Genomic DNA, 14,280 nt, shown 5'->3' with positions numbered 1-14,280 from the left:
TTTTTAGAGTGAGTATGAAATTGGAAATCATGAGGTGAGAGGCAAGAACGAAAATGAGCGATGACAAATCTGCCAGTCAGGTAGCTGAGGAATTATTTCAGGAAGCTTACAAGGAGGTTGAAGCAAAAAACTATAGTGCTGCTTTACAACTTTGCCAAGCTGCTTTAGCTATTTATCAGAAAATGGGCGATCTAAGCGGTTTAGCATACACTCTAGCTACTATTACCGATATATGTAGGCTATCCTTAGAGTCCTTAGAGCCACTATTATCAGAATCAGATTCTCGACCAAATATAGAATCGCGAAAGCCCCTCTCACTATTATTAGAACCAGATTCAGGATCGGATGCTGAACCGCCACCACCTCCTGCTCCTGAAAAGGATACAAATAGACTAAAAATAACAATAGAAAAAGGACTGTCAGACCTAGGAAAACCACCACTAGCTTCTCGTCTGATAATTGAGAGCGATCGACTAATGAGAAGAGGAGCAGAAGCAGGAGTAGAAGCAGCAGTAAAGGGAGTAGACGATACACCCCCAACGCCAACCCCTGATATCGCTCGACTAATGAGAAGAGGAGCAGAAGCAGCAAAAAAGGGAGTAGACCATCCACCCCCAACGCCAACCCCTGATAGTTAATGGAACTTGAACCTCCTTCACCCCCCTCGCCTTCTCCTTAAAAAATGAGTCATATCAAATCCGTTTTGATAGCACTTTGTTCCTAGGAAAATATCAAGCAAAATCGAAGCGGATTTGGTATTAGATGAATGAAAAAACTTATCGATCGTGAAACAATCATTGCTCAAATATTTGTAATTAGACAAGTTTAGGAGAAGCATTTGTATTATTTAAAAGTAGATATTACGCTTTTATATGTTTTTTAAATCTGGTCATGTAAGTTTTTTATTAGTGACGCTAAACTTATCAATCGGGCAATTGTCAGGCGTACCGATAGTAACTAAATCGGATGAATCTGTTATAATAAATTCCGATCGCAAACCAGCACTTTTTTATTTTACACAAAACTCAACAACTGGGGAACCAAAAAATGATGTTAAAAAACTATTTGAAACGGGCAGGCAAAAATATGACCAAAATCAATATCAAGAAGCATTAGAGATTTATAAACAAGTTTTAGCAATTTACCAAGAAATTGGCGATCGCCAAGGTATTGGCAAAGCTAGCTATGCAATTGGAATAATTTACATTAACCTAAATTTATATTCTCGCTCCCTCCAATTTTTGCAAGTATCTTTAGCTATTAATCAGGAATTAAATAACAAAGTAAAAGTTGGCGAAATTCTTATTGTAATAGCCACAACTTATTTCCGACAAGGACAATATTACCAAGCTCTTGAGTTTTATCAACGAGCTTTAGTAATTCATGAAGAACTTGGCGATCGAGTCAATATTGCGAACTCTCTCAATGGAATGGGGATAATATATAAAGGTTTGGCTGAATATTCTCAGGCACTTAAATTTTATCAAAGAAGTCTGGCTATAAGTCAAGAAATTAACGATATATCGGCTATGGGTCGCCTTTTAAATAATATTGGATTAGTTTACAGTGATCTAGGACAACATTCTCAAGCCTTGGTAGTTTTTCAGCAATCTTTAGCTGCTCGTCAAAAAGCGAACGATCGCTCCGGCGAAGCAATAACTATTCTGAACATTGGGACGGTTTATGAAAAACTCAAAGAATACTCAAAAGCTCTGAATTTCTATGAAAAATCGTTATTGATTCAGAGGCAACTCAGCGAACGTGCAAGTATTGGTCGTACTTTAAATCATATAGGTTCTGTGTATTCCGAGCAAGGACAGTACGTTCAAGCATTAGAAGTGCTGAGAGAAGCATTATCAATTTCTCACGAATTTGAAGAAAAGGCTTGGGTTGGGAGAACACTCTATCGAATTGGTAGTGTTTATCAAGGTTTAAATCAATTTGACCAAGCATTAAATTCTTACCAGAAAGCTTTAGGAATTATTAGAGAAATTGGCGATCGTTCAACAGAACGCCTCATTCTTAGTAACATAGGGGAAGTATTGGCGAAACAAAATCAACCAGAAGTAGCGATCGCCTTTTATAAATTATCCGTTAATGTTACCGAATTAATTCGCAGCGATTTGCGCTCTCTCCCCCCCGAACAACAGCTTTCTTATACAACAACTGTCGCCGATACCTACCGCCTCCTCGCCGATTTATTACTGCAACAAGACCGAGTTTTAGAAGCACAAAAAGTCCTCGATTTACTCAAAATTCAAGAAATAGAAGATTATCTCCGTTCCGTTCGGGGAAACGAACAAACAGCACAAGGTATTCCCTTAACTCCTCAAGAACAGCAAATCCGAGATAGGCACAATGAAATTTTAAATAGAGAGATTCAAGTAGGCAGAAAGCTGGCTGAATTAGAAAAAATTACTCCAGCTAATCGCACACCGGAGCAACAACAAGAAATTGCAAATCTCAGGCAAATGCAGCAGGAAATGCGCGGCACATTCAACGAATTTATTAATTCTCCTGAAATTGTTGCTATTGTCCAACAATTTAGCCCTAATGCTAGAGTACAAACTGTGAATCTAGCTCAACTAAATACCATACGGGGAGACCTATTGCAGCGGTTAGAAAAAAAAGCCGTATTGATTCAGCCTTTAATTTTAGAAGACCGTTTAGAATTGGTAATAACAACTGCTGACTCTCCCCCATTCCGACGTACTGTAGCAGTTAAAAAACAAGAACTCAATCAAGCAATTCTGGAATTTCGCATGGCTTTGGAAGATCCCAAATCCGATGCCAAAATCCCAGCTAATAAACTTTATAATTGGTTAATCAAACCCCTAGAAGACGATCTGACTGAAGCACAAGCTAAAAGCATTATTTATGCTCCTGACGGACAGTTGCGCTACATTCCCCTAGCAGCTTTATATGATGGTAAACAATGGTTGGGGCAGCGGTTTGCAATTAATAATATTACTGCTACGAGCCTCACAAAATTCAATGGAGAAACTGCTGCTAAACCTCGCATTTTAGCTGGTGCTTTTGGTGCGCGTCGTCATAGTTTTGATCGCGGAGCTACTCGATTTGCTTTTTCTGGCTTGCAATTTGCGGGGCTGGAAGTGGAAAATTTAGCTGCGATGGTGCCGGGAACTACCAAATTAATCGATCGGGAATTCAATCGTGCCACAATGATTCCGCGTTTGCCAGATTATAACATTATTCATTTGGCAACTCATGCTATGTTTGTTACCGGACAACCAGAAGATTCGTTTATTTTGCTAGGTGATGGGGGTGTAATTACCCTGCCCGATATTCAAACTTTAAACCTACTAAATGTAGACTTGGTAGTATTGAGTGCTTGCGAGACGGGGAAAGGTGGTAAACTAGGTAATGGAGAAGAAATTTTAGGTTTTGGCTACCAGATACAGGAAACAGGGGCAAAAGCTGCGATCGCATCTTTATGGAAAGTAGATGATGGTGGCACTCAAGCGTTGATGACAGCTTTTTATACGGCGTTGCTGTCGGGAAATAAAAAGGCAGAAGCTTTGCAAAAAGCGCAAATTGCCTTAATTACAGGTGATGATTCGGTGTTCGGTCGATCTGCCAATTTATCAATTTTAGCTCAAACTCGCAGCGGTTTGAAACCGTCAGTGGCCAGTCGTTTGCATCATCCATACTACTGGGCACCGTTTATTCTAATTGGTAACGGTCTTTAGATAGTTGACTGTTGACAGCGAGGTTTTTAGATCGAACTGTTAATAGATTCCGGGAATTAGTTTTTTTACTCGCTGGCGGTACTCTGAATAGTCTGGATATTTTTTGGTTAACCAGGCTTCTTCTCGGTTGGCTTTGATCTCGAAAAGTATTATTAATAGTGCGCTGGCTATTAAGTGGGATATGCTCATTTGAAAAAGTGTCCAGCCGAGGGCTACTAAAATTAAGCCACTGTATAATGGGTGCCGCACAATTCCGTAAATGCCTGTTTGGACTAATTCTCCGTCTTCTCTGGGATATGGTAAAGGTGTGAGGTTTTTTCCTAAGTCTATCAATCCTTTGATGATGAAAATTAATCCGGTTAAGCCGAGAATACTTGCTAGAAACCAGATAATATAAAGTAAGTGGGTTGATTGAATTTTTAATCCTGGCAGTTGATAAACTGGTAAGATTACAAATCCTGTGAGCAATCCTCCTTGAAGCAAAACTAAATATTCGCCGCGGCTGTTGTTGCGCCAGCCTTCGCGTGTGAAACCCCAGTCAGTTAATATTTTCATAGTAAGACGAAGGAAGAGGGAAGTTCGGCAACGGATTCTGTAACGGATGTAACGGATGTAACGGATGTCAGGAAGAAGGAAGGAGGGAAGAGGGGAGAGGGAAGAAGGAAGGAGGGAGAAGGAAGAGGGGAGAAGAATGTGAACTGTAGGTTGGGTAGAGTGAAGTAAAACCCAACCTACGGCGAACAGCGAACAGCGAACAGTCAACAGTCAACAGTCAACAATTAACAAATTTATTCTCGCCAGGGACGAGTCATTAGTTCTAGTTGGTTGACTTCATCTTGGCTCAAATTCCAACCTAACGCGCCTGCATTTTCTTGGGCTTGTTTGGGGGTTTTGGCGCCGGGAATGGGGATGACTCCGTTTTGGCATATTAACCAGTTTAGGGCAACTTGGGCGGGCGTGCGATCGCGCTTTCGGCCCATTTTCCGCAGGGTAGACATGACTAATTCAATTTTTTCGAGACCGCTTTTGCTGAAGCGGGAGTCCATTTTGCGGGCTCCTGTAGGTGGTTCTTGGGCTGTGTATTTGCCGGTAAGCAATCCTTGGGCTAAGGGGCTGTACGCTAAAATTGTGACTCCCAATTCGCGCGCTGCGCTCACAATTCCTTGTTTTTCTACTTGTCGCGACAGCAAGGAGTAACGGACTTGATTTGTTGCTAGGGGAACGCCTCTGGCTGCTAGTATTTTGTGGGCTTGCCGCATCTGTTCTACTGAATAGTTGCTGACTCCTACTGCTTGAATTCTGCCTTGTTTTACTTCATCCGCTAAGGCGTTCATCAGGGTTTCTTGACTCAGTAAAAAAGTGAATGGCCAGTGCACTTGGTAGAGGGCTATTTGTTCTACTTGCAAGCGTTTTAAGCTGGCACTCAAAGCGTCGGAAACTGATTTTCCTGTAATCCGCCAAGGTACGGGGCCGAATTTGGTGGCTATTTGCACGGGTTGGGTGGTTTTTTTGAGAAACTGCCCCAGTAATTCTTCTGACAAGCCGTTACCGTAGACTTCGGCTGTGTCGAAAAAGTTGACTCCGCTGTCTAGGGATGTTTTGAATGCTGCTTCGACTTCGGCGGCGCCGTAGTTGCTGCCGTAGTTCCAAAATAGTTTGTCGCCCCAAGCCCAAGTTCCGACGCACAGGGGAATGACGGCTGGGCCATTTTGTCCTAGGGTAATGGTTGTCACGGTTGGTAAATCCACAATTCTTTATTGTCTATTATTTTTATATAAATAATCGCGATCGAGCTTCTAGCCTGGGGAGGAATGGCGGCTGGTGGCGATATCTCAGTTACTATAAATCCAAATGCTGTATTGATTTGAATAGTTATGTCGATCGACCGTTTGCCAGATTCAAGATTAACAGATTCCGCGACTCCTGCCATCAAGAGAGTTACCCTGCTGACTATGTTCCGGTTGGGTTTGTTTCAGATGGGATTGGGCATGATGTCGATTTTGACGCTGGGGGTACTCAATCGCGTCATGATTAAGGAGTTGGCGATTCCGGCTACTGTGGTGGCGGGCACTCTGGCGATGCACCAGTTTGTCGCCCCGGCTAGGGTGTGGTTCGGACAGATGTCTGATGCTAAGCCTTTGTTTGGCCATCACCGCACGGGTTATGTGTGGGTAGGAAGCGTTTTGTTTGTGATTTCTGCTTTTTTAGCGGTACAGGTGATGTGGGGCTTAGGCAGCAGTTTGGAGGCTGTGGGGTGGACGACTCCTACTTACGGTTGGGTGGGTTTGTTGGGTTTGATTTTTGCACTTTACGGTATTGCTATTTGTTCGAGTTCGACTCCTTTTGCGGCTTTGTTGGTGGATGTTTCGGATGAAGAAGATCGATCGAAGTTGGTGGGGGTGGTGTGGTCGATGCTGATGGTTGGTATTATTATCGGGGCGATTGTTAGCAGCGGTTTGCTGAAGCAAATTGATGGGGATGTGCCACGGGAAGTTTTGCAGGCTTCGATTAACGGTTTGTTTGTGAAGGTGCCGGCGCTGGTTTTGCTGTTGGTGGGTATTGCAACTTTTGGCGTTGAGAAAAAGTATTCGCGGTACGGGGTGCGATCGTCCGCAATGAATCGAGAAGATAAAATTACTCTGGGAAGTGCGCTGCGGATTTTGACTGCTAGCCGTCAAACTGGTTTGTTTTTTACTTTCCTGCTGATTATGACAATTTGCTTGTTTATGCAGGATGCTGTTTTGGAACCTTACGGCGGGGAAATTTTTAAGATGCCGATTTCGGAAACTACGCGGTTGAATGCTATTTACGGTACTGGTACTCTAATCGGTTTGGCTACTACTGGTTTTTTAATTGTGCCGCGCATTGGCAAGCAAAATACGATTAGGTTGGGCTGTTTGTCGGTGGCTGCTTGTTTTGGTTTAATTATTTTATCTGGATTTACAGGAAATCCAATTGTGTTTAAGTCGGCTTTAATGTTGTTTGGTTTAGCTTCGGGAATTACGACGACTGGTGCACTGAGTTTGATGTTGGATTTGACTGCTGCGGAAACTGCTGGGACTTTTATTGGCGCTTGGGGTTTGTCGCAGGCGATGGCGCGGGGTGTGGCGACGATTACTGGCGGTGCTATTTTGGATTTAGGCAGAAGTGTGTTTGGGATGCCGATGTTGGCTTATGGGTTGGTGTTTGCGGTGCCGGCGGTGGGTATGATTCTGGCTGTTTGGTTGTTGGGTAGGGTGGATGTTCGGGAGTTTCAGGATAATGCTAAAAGTGCGATCGCTACTATTCTTGAAAATGAATTAGACTAAGGTTTTGTCAGTTAGTCGGTGGCTTGTGGCAGTTGTTAGTTCCAATAATCAATAACGAAGTAACGAATAACGAATAACTAATGACTAATTTTTGGGATTCTATTTTAAGTTTTGCACGGGTTACTGTCGAGAGAGTCGGACAGCAGTTGTTGCAAGATTTCGGTTCCGCGCAAGCGGATGAAAAGGATGACGGGAGTTTGGTGACGAAATCCGATAATTGGGCGGATGCAGAAATTAGAAGTGCGATCGCATCTACTTTTCCCAGTCACGGAATTTTGAGCGAGGAAGGAGAACACGTTTTCCCCGATACTGAATGGTGTTGGGTTGTCGATCCTCTCGATGCTACAACTAATTTTGCTAGGGGAATTCCGATTTGGGGTATTTCTTTGGGTTTGTTGTATCGCGGAACTCCGGTTTTTGGCTGCGTGCATTTGCCACCAATTAATCAGTCTTTTCACGGTTTTTTTGCACCTGATTTGGCGGGCGGCATGTTTGACAATATGCCTCAAGGTGCTTTTTTAAACGGGCAGAAAATTCGACCGAGTGCTGATAAAATGAGCGGGAATCATTTTTTTAATTTGTGTTCGCGGAGTGTGGGAATGGGGCCTCATCTTCCGAGTAAAGTTCGGATGTTGGGTATGGCTAGTTACAATTTTTTGACGGTGGCTTCGGGTGCGGTGTTGGGAGGGGTGGAAGCGACGCCGAAAATTTGGGATATTGCGGGGAGTTGGGTAATTGTGAAGGCTGCTGGTGCGGTTTGGTTGCCGCTGGAACCCCAGGCAATTTTTCCGCTGGAAGTGGGTAAGAATTACGGTAGGGTTTCTTATCCGACTTTGGTGATGAATCGGCAGGAGTTGGTGTCGGTGTTTTTGCCGTTTGTCGAGGCTTGGAAAAAGAAAAAAATGGGGTGATTTGTGTGAACCGAAGCTATCCCGTAGGAAATCGAACAATTATTAAATAAAACTGCAGGGCAGGCGTAACGGAGGAGTCTCCCACGCCTGCCGTGCTGTTTGGAAGAAATATACCGACCGATGACCGATGGTTCAAGTATGCCTACTCTTGTCTATTTCTGCCAATCTGCGATCGGGTGGTTTTATTTTACGTCGATCGGGTGATGCGGTTTCGGTACAATTTGTGGTAAGTTTTCCACTACGTATTATCTCTATGAAATAAAATTATACCCGTTTTCAAGTAGAGGCACAAGAGTAAATAGATTTACTGCGGTGTGGGAAAAAGTAGATGAGTGGTATATTGGCTAGGTCGAAGAGTTAGCCTGTGGGAAGATACAAGAATAAACTTTGGAAGAAACTCGGAAAAGTCTGCGGTTTGCGATCGCACTTGATGCAGCCAGCCAAATAACAGATGCTGGGATTGGGACACAACATTGCTGTGTCCCTACTGCAAAATGAATTTAGTGCTTCAGGCGATTAATTTCGACAGCACATTAGACAACTTAGCACCGAGATTCTCCACAGCGTCCTGCTGTTTGGCATCTTTCATAGTACCGTCAGCATTAAATGCTTCAAAAGCTTGGGGAATTGCTTTCTGATCGGGGAGTACCAATACGTTAATATTCCCCAGGATCGATCGCAAATGCACTAATCCCCGCAAACCGCCCATTCCGCCTGGGGAAGCACTCATAATTACCGCTACTTTGCCAGTAAATGCCACCAATCCCGGTTCACCCGGTGCTGGGCGCGATACCCAATCGATCGCATTTTTCAACACAGGCGTAATTGAACTGTTATACTCAGGGGAAGCTATCAAAAACCCGTCATGCGCTACCATCAATTCCTTCAATTTGCGGGCATTTTCTGGCATTCCCTCTTTTGCTTCCAAATCTTCGTCAAATAGTGGCATCGGCAAATCGCGCAAATCTACATAAGTAACTTCTGCACCCGCCGCCGTAGCCCCAGCCGCCGCAACTTTTACCAGCAGTTTGTTATAGGATGCTTCGCGGGTACTTCCGGCAAATGCAAGTATTTTTGGTCTGTTTGTCATTGATTTTTTCCTGATTATTGCTTCCGCGTATAATTGTACTATTGCGAGTGATTCCAAACAAAGTCAGCAATGGGTCTATCGGCCGACAAAGGAAGATTTTCAATGGAATTGAATAAAACCGATCGCACTTTTACATTCCCGACCCCCAAACGCCTCTCGACGCGACTGGGAATGCCGTAACCGTACATAATGTGTCCTTTACCCGCCAACACGACAACTTGATAGTCGGGATTGGCTTGAATAAATTGGGCTATTTTTTCCGCCATAGTTTCGTCCCACAAAACTTGGGCTTGCAAGAATCTTTCAAAACCCGTACTATTTCCCTGTTCAGCCTTTTGGTGTTGCTGGTAAACTTCTAGCAGCAGTTGCCGATATTCGGCGTTGTCGGTGCGAATTTCCGATATTGGCGGAATGTGCTTTTTTTCCTCTGCAGTCAGGCTTTCTAAACCTTGAGACGCAACTTTTCTCGTTACTTCGGATGGTGTATTTAAGGCGAGGACTGGTAGTTGATTTAATGCGGCAAACCGCAAAATGGGGGCGTAAGATTCCCAGGGAAAGCGCCATCTGCGATCGTACTCTGTTTGCTCGACTAATTGCTGTTCAGTCAGTTTACCTGCTAAGTAGTTGTCGATCGCGCTTTGAAAGGGACGCTGAAACATTTCCATCGCGATCGCAATTTTCCGATTTTGCCGCTGCATTTCTCGGATAATCTTTAGTTGAGCTTGGTGGTCTTCTGCGCTATCGTGGGTTTCACCCAGATAAACGACTTTCGCCTGTACCAACTGTTGTAGAATCTCTTGGTTAGTGTAAGTTTGCCACGCTTGAGGGTTCGCCGTCGTTTGCGCTGTTACTGCACTGCTGCACAGCAGGAAGATGCCGATCGATAAGGCGCACAGTTTGATGAGTTTGGTTGTTTTCATACAAATATTATGCCGTTTCTCGCAGCAGCAAGCACAGGCGAACTCTACTATTTTAGCTGAGCAGCTAGAAAGCTCAATGCTTAATTTAAGTTCATAATTATCCGCCCTTACTTCTAAAAATGTAAAGTTTAGTTGCAGGTACTTGCGCTTCTAGAAGAAGGTGCTAAATTAATAATATGAAGCGAACAAAAAGCTTCTCTGACAGATACAACCTCTAGATACCACAGCGAAGTTCACAATAGAATCTAAGGAGTAAAAACGCTGTTTAATCTCACATCTGTCTCATTAAAAACCAATAGCAGCACCCACCAACAAAGCTGACACTTCCTCAACTAATTAGAGGGGAGCAATGCAACTGAATCCGAGGATTATTGCAACTCCACATCGAAGTTGAAAAAAGAGGAAATCACTCGGTACATATGGCTGGGTGCTGTTGTTGTTAAAAGAGATTTTTGATTTTCGGCTTGTGATGTTTTTTTCAGTAGAGGCAGAGCCTCTAGATATGCGTTACCGGGCAGAGCTGGGTAACGAGTATACGAGAATAAAAACTAGAAAATTACTGGAAAATTGTCTCGTCTTCCTTTCGCCACGCGGGATCGACGATACAAATAAATATTAGCGGCTCTGTGCCACAGTTGTAAATAAACTGCTTGGCGTTTGGCGGAATGTAAACTGCATCTCCGGCTTCCACGAATTGATTTTCGTCGTCGATGTGCATCTCCCCAACGCCGCTGATGATGTAGTAAACTTCAGAAGTTGTCAGGGAGTGCAGCGCAGAAGTTTGTCCCGGTGGCAAAGTGGCGTGGGCTAAACTGTAACGCAAATCCACAGCTTGTTTGTCTGGATGCAGTAATTCTCGCAGTTGAGTACCGTCACCAGCAATAAACTCGTCGCAGGCATTTAGCTTTTGAATGAGCATTGTTTCCACACTCCTGAAAATCTCTTTACCACAACTTAAGTTTAATTGAAAGAGCCAGAGATGTTAAGAAATATGTAAAGCGGCGGCCGGATTTTTTAACCGTAAATTCCCGAATGCCCTCGATAATCAGGACAGTCGATCGCATCTTCAGATAAAGCTATTGTAGGCTGAACGGGACACTTGAGGTGGTAGTCGCCGGTGAAAAATACGCAGTTAGCACAAGGGATTTGGTGCATCCGCTGAGCTCGACGCAGGGAGTCGGTGACAGCACGCCCGACACTCAAAAAAAGCAAAAAAACTAAACCCCAGGCGGACACAAAACACAGCGGGACTAAAATAGGCTGTATTGCCTTCAGCAAAAAGTAAAGCATAGCAAGAAAATTTAGCGGTATAAGCCACACATACATTACAGTAGTGGAATTGCCGATCGATCGACCAAAAAGTTTAGAATCCTTTACAGCTCGATCGAGAAACCGGGCAATTATGGCATGATAAGGAACAGTCCTTAAATAAAATTAGAGGAAATCAGTTATGACTCTGCGATTAGGCGATACAGTTCCCAACTTTACCCAAGCTTCGTCTGAAGGGGAAATCAATTTCTACGACTGGGCTGGCGATAGCTGGGTCGTGTTGTTTTCCCACCCGAAAGACTACACTCCAGTGTGCACCACAGAACTCGGTGCAGTGGCCCGTCTAAAGTCTGAATTTGAAAAGCGTGGCGTCAAAACCATTGCCCTCAGCGTCGATGATGTGGATTCTCACATGGGCTGGATTAAAGATATTGAGGAAACTCAAAATGTCACCCTCAATTATCCGATTTTAGCAGATGGCGATCGTAAAGTCTCCGACATTTACGACATGATCCATCCCAACTCGCTGAACAACTTAACAATCCGCACAGTTTTTGTGATTGACCCGCAAAAGAAATTGCGTTTGAGCATTACTTATCCGGCGAGCACTGGTCGCAATTTTAATGAAATTTTGCGAGTAATTGATTCCTTGCAACTTACCGACAAATACAGCGTTGCGACTCCAGTTGATTGGAAAGATGGCGACGATTGCGTAATCGTACCTTCGATTACCGACCCGAAAGAGTTGGAAGAGAAATTTCCTAAAGGTTATACGCCGATTAAGCCTTATTTGCGGATGACTCCTCAGCCGAATAAATAGGTTTAGCATTCCTGGACGCACAACCATGTAGGGTGCGCACTGCGCACCTTACCTCTATGATTAGCGCCTAAAACCCGCTTGTAGTTAGGACTTTAATCCTTATCCTAATGAGGATTAAAGTCCTAACTACCAACAAAGAAATTGGGCAATCTTGTGTAAACACTTTAGATTTGAGGAAAGGCAAAATGGTGTCATCAACAATTGTGTTGCGAATCCCGCCCAAATTGCAAATGACAGACGACGAGTTTTTCGAGTTCTGTCAAATCAATAGTGAATTACGCATTGAACGCAACAAATCGGGAGAATTGCTAATTATGCCCCCTACTGGTTCGGAGACTGGAAATCGAGAAGGTAATATATTTGGGCCACTGTGGGTTTGGGCAGAACAAGATGGTACTGGTTTAGTGTTTACTTCGAGTACAGGATTTACTCTGTCAACAGGTGCACAAAAATCGCCGGATGCTGCTTGGATTAAACTGGAACGGTGGAATGCTTTATCTCAAGAACAGCAAGATAAATTCGCACCTATTTGCCCGGATTTTGTAGTAGAACTGAGGTCGGCTTCTGACAATCTCAAGCCATTGCAAGAAAAAATGCAAGAATATATGAGAGAACCAGGAGTGCAGTTAGGCTGGTTAATTGACCGCAAAAATCGGCGAGTTTATATTTACCGTCCTGGTTGGTCAGAAGAATGTTTGGAGAATCCGGCTACAGTCAGCGGCGACCCCGTTTTGCCGGGATTCATACTCAATATGAGCAAAATTTGGTAGAACTGCTAGCAATAAATATCAACTTATTGTAAAAATTAATCATAGGATACACACACGCCAAAAATATGGATATTAAAAACGGCTTTGTAGGCACAATCGGCAACACACCACTAATTCGCTTAAACAGCTTCAGCGATGAAACCGGCTGCGAAATTCTCGGCAAAGCAGAGTTTCTAAATCCCGGCGGTTCCGTTAAAGATAGGGCCGCTTTATACATCATCAAAGACGCAGAAGAAAAAGGCTTGCTGAAACCGGGCGGCACCGTTGTTGAAGGCACTGCGGGCAATACTGGCATCGGTTTGGCACACATTTGCAACGCGAAAGGTTATAAATGTTTGATTGTGATTCCCGATAACCAATCTCAAGAAAAAATCGATGCTTTGAAAACCTTGGGCGCTGAAGTTCGGACTGTTCCTGCTGTTCCTTACAAAGACCCGAATAATTATGTCAAGTTGTCGGGAAGATTGGCGGAGGAAATGGAGAATGCAGTCTGGGCAAATCAGTTTGACAATTTAGCCAACCGCCGAGCTCATTACGAGACAACTGGCCCGGAAATTTGGGAACAAACAAACGGGAAAATTGATGCTTGGGTAACAGCTACTGGTACCGGTGGCACTTTTGCTGGCGTAGGAATGTTTTTGAAAGAAAAAAATCCTGCTGTGAGAATTGTCTTGGCAGACCCGATGGGCAGCGGGCTTTACAGTTATTTCAAAACTGGGGAAATTAAGACTGAAGGCAGTTCGATTACTGAGGGAATTGGCACCACCCGCGTCACTGCAAATATGGAGAATGCCCCGGTAGACGACGCGATTCAAATTAACGATACTGAAGCTGTCCGCGTGATTTACCAACTGCTGAGGAAAGAAGGGCTGTTTATGGGCGGTTCTGTGGGGATTAATGTGGCGGCGGCCGTGGCTTTAGCGAAGCAAATGGGGCCTGGACATACGATTGTTACGGTACTCTGCGACGGCGGGGCTCGGTATCAGTCGCGTTTGTTCGATCGACAATGGTTGGCCTCAAAAGGTTTGTCACCCGATTAATCCTATGGTGCGTAACGATCACCAAATTAACCGTAGGGTGCGCATTGCGCACCTTACCAACTGATTATATATGGCCGCACCTATTCCCATGATAAAAAAATAGCATATATGTAGCAGAATGTCAAGTAAAAAAATATGAAAATGATCGAATCTTCTAGGCAAGTTCTTGTTTGCCAAAACCGCACTTGTCGCAAGCAAAATTCAGCAAAGGTACTGGCAGCTTTTCAGAAATTGTCGCCCTCAGAAGTTGAAGTTGTTGCTAGCAGTTGTTTGGGACAGTGCGGCAACGGGCCGATGGTGTTGGTGCTGCCAGAAGAGGTTTGGTACAACGGCGTTTGCCCTGAAGAAGTTGCGGCAATAACTGAGCAACATTTGCGGGGAGGAAAGCCGGTGGAGAGGATGCTTTACCGCAAGTTTCACCGACTTTCTAATTAGTCGATCG

Annotated in this window: 14 protein-coding genes; 8 read left to right on the top strand and 6 right to left on the bottom strand. The window is 44.1% G+C overall.

Annotated elements, in window-relative coordinates:
* The first annotated feature begins 53 nt into the window (after positions 1 to 53).
* Together QUB77_RS02690 and QUB77_RS02685 are read left to right on the top strand one after the other, a co-directional pair.
* On the top strand, positions 54 to 638 hold the full coding sequence (locus QUB77_RS02690) for a hypothetical protein (protein WP_333173077.1): 585 nt from the start codon (positions 54 to 56) through the stop codon (positions 636 to 638).
* 234 nt (positions 639 to 872) lie between these two features.
* Positions 873 to 3,710: a tetratricopeptide repeat protein gene (locus QUB77_RS02685; RefSeq protein WP_333322823.1), complete on the top strand. Its 2,838-nt coding sequence runs from the start codon at positions 873 to 875 to the stop codon at positions 3,708 to 3,710.
* Between the two features lie 39 nt (positions 3,711 to 3,749).
* On the opposite strand, the gene QUB77_RS02680 is transcribed toward QUB77_RS02685, so the two are convergent.
* Together QUB77_RS02680 and QUB77_RS02675 are read right to left on the bottom strand one after the other, a co-directional pair.
* Entirely contained in the window at positions 3,750 to 4,265 is a 516-nt protein-coding gene (locus QUB77_RS02680; protein ID WP_333173081.1) for an isoprenylcysteine carboxylmethyltransferase family protein, read from the bottom strand.
* 233 nt (positions 4,266 to 4,498) lie between these two features.
* Positions 4,499 to 5,443, bottom strand: a complete 945-nt coding sequence (locus QUB77_RS02675) for an aldo/keto reductase (RefSeq protein WP_333173125.1) — start codon at positions 5,441 to 5,443, stop codon at positions 4,499 to 4,501.
* 141 nt (positions 5,444 to 5,584) lie between these two features.
* Between QUB77_RS02675 and QUB77_RS02670 the strand changes: the two genes are divergently transcribed.
* Together QUB77_RS02670 and QUB77_RS02665 are read left to right on the top strand one after the other, a co-directional pair.
* Positions 5,585 to 7,018, top strand: coding sequence for a BCD family MFS transporter (locus tag QUB77_RS02670; RefSeq protein ID WP_333173083.1), 1,434 nt, complete (start codon positions 5,585 to 5,587; stop codon positions 7,016 to 7,018).
* A gap of 80 nt (positions 7,019 to 7,098) precedes the next feature.
* Complete coding sequence (locus tag QUB77_RS02665; RefSeq protein WP_333173086.1) at positions 7,099 to 7,929, top strand: inositol monophosphatase family protein; 831 nt, start codon at positions 7,099 to 7,101, stop codon at positions 7,927 to 7,929.
* Between the two features lie 508 nt (positions 7,930 to 8,437).
* Here the strand turns inward: QUB77_RS02665 and QUB77_RS02660 are convergent.
* From QUB77_RS02660 to QUB77_RS02645, 4 genes are all read right to left on the bottom strand, one after another.
* Positions 8,438 to 9,019 (bottom strand): NAD(P)H-dependent oxidoreductase, encoded by a 582-nt coding sequence (locus QUB77_RS02660; protein ID WP_333173088.1) that lies wholly within the window; start codon positions 9,017 to 9,019, stop codon positions 8,438 to 8,440.
* Positions 9,020 to 9,057: 38 nt separating this feature from the next.
* Entirely contained in the window at positions 9,058 to 9,939 is an 882-nt protein-coding gene (locus QUB77_RS02655; RefSeq protein ID WP_333173090.1) for a ChaN family lipoprotein, read from the bottom strand.
* A 556-nt stretch (positions 9,940 to 10,495) separates the two neighbouring features.
* Positions 10,496 to 10,858, bottom strand: a complete 363-nt coding sequence (locus QUB77_RS02650; protein ID WP_333173127.1) for a cupin domain-containing protein — start codon at positions 10,856 to 10,858, stop codon at positions 10,496 to 10,498.
* 95 nt (positions 10,859 to 10,953) lie between these two features.
* The gene (locus QUB77_RS02645; protein WP_333173128.1) at positions 10,954 to 11,229 is read right to left on the bottom strand and encodes a hypothetical protein; all 276 of its coding nucleotides are present in this window, start codon (positions 11,227 to 11,229) and stop codon (positions 10,954 to 10,956) included.
* Positions 11,230 to 11,389: 160 nt separating this feature from the next.
* Here QUB77_RS02645 and QUB77_RS02640 point away from each other — a divergent pair, with 160 nt between their 5' ends.
* The 4 genes from QUB77_RS02640 (at position 11,390) to QUB77_RS02625 (ending at position 14,273) form a co-directional block, all read left to right on the top strand.
* Entirely contained in the window at positions 11,390 to 12,028 is a 639-nt protein-coding gene (locus QUB77_RS02640; RefSeq protein ID WP_190661218.1) for a peroxiredoxin, read from the top strand.
* Positions 12,029 to 12,213: 185 nt separating this feature from the next.
* The gene (locus tag QUB77_RS02635; RefSeq protein ID WP_333173094.1) at positions 12,214 to 12,798 is read left to right on the top strand and encodes a Uma2 family endonuclease; all 585 of its coding nucleotides are present in this window, start codon (positions 12,214 to 12,216) and stop codon (positions 12,796 to 12,798) included.
* 65 nt (positions 12,799 to 12,863) lie between these two features.
* The gene (locus QUB77_RS02630; protein ID WP_333028087.1) at positions 12,864 to 13,838 is read left to right on the top strand and encodes a cysteine synthase A; all 975 of its coding nucleotides are present in this window, start codon (positions 12,864 to 12,866) and stop codon (positions 13,836 to 13,838) included.
* 135 nt (positions 13,839 to 13,973) lie between these two features.
* The gene (locus tag QUB77_RS02625; protein ID WP_333173096.1) at positions 13,974 to 14,273 is read left to right on the top strand and encodes a (2Fe-2S) ferredoxin domain-containing protein; all 300 of its coding nucleotides are present in this window, start codon (positions 13,974 to 13,976) and stop codon (positions 14,271 to 14,273) included.
* Positions 14,274 to 14,280: the final 7 nt, after the last annotated feature.

Source organism: Microcoleus sp. AT9b-C3, from assembly GCF_036705485.1.
GTDB lineage: Bacteria > Cyanobacteriota > Cyanobacteriia > Cyanobacteriales > Microcoleaceae > Microcoleus.
Note: the sequence above shows the minus strand (reverse complement) of the source record. Positions and strands in the feature narration are given on the sequence as shown.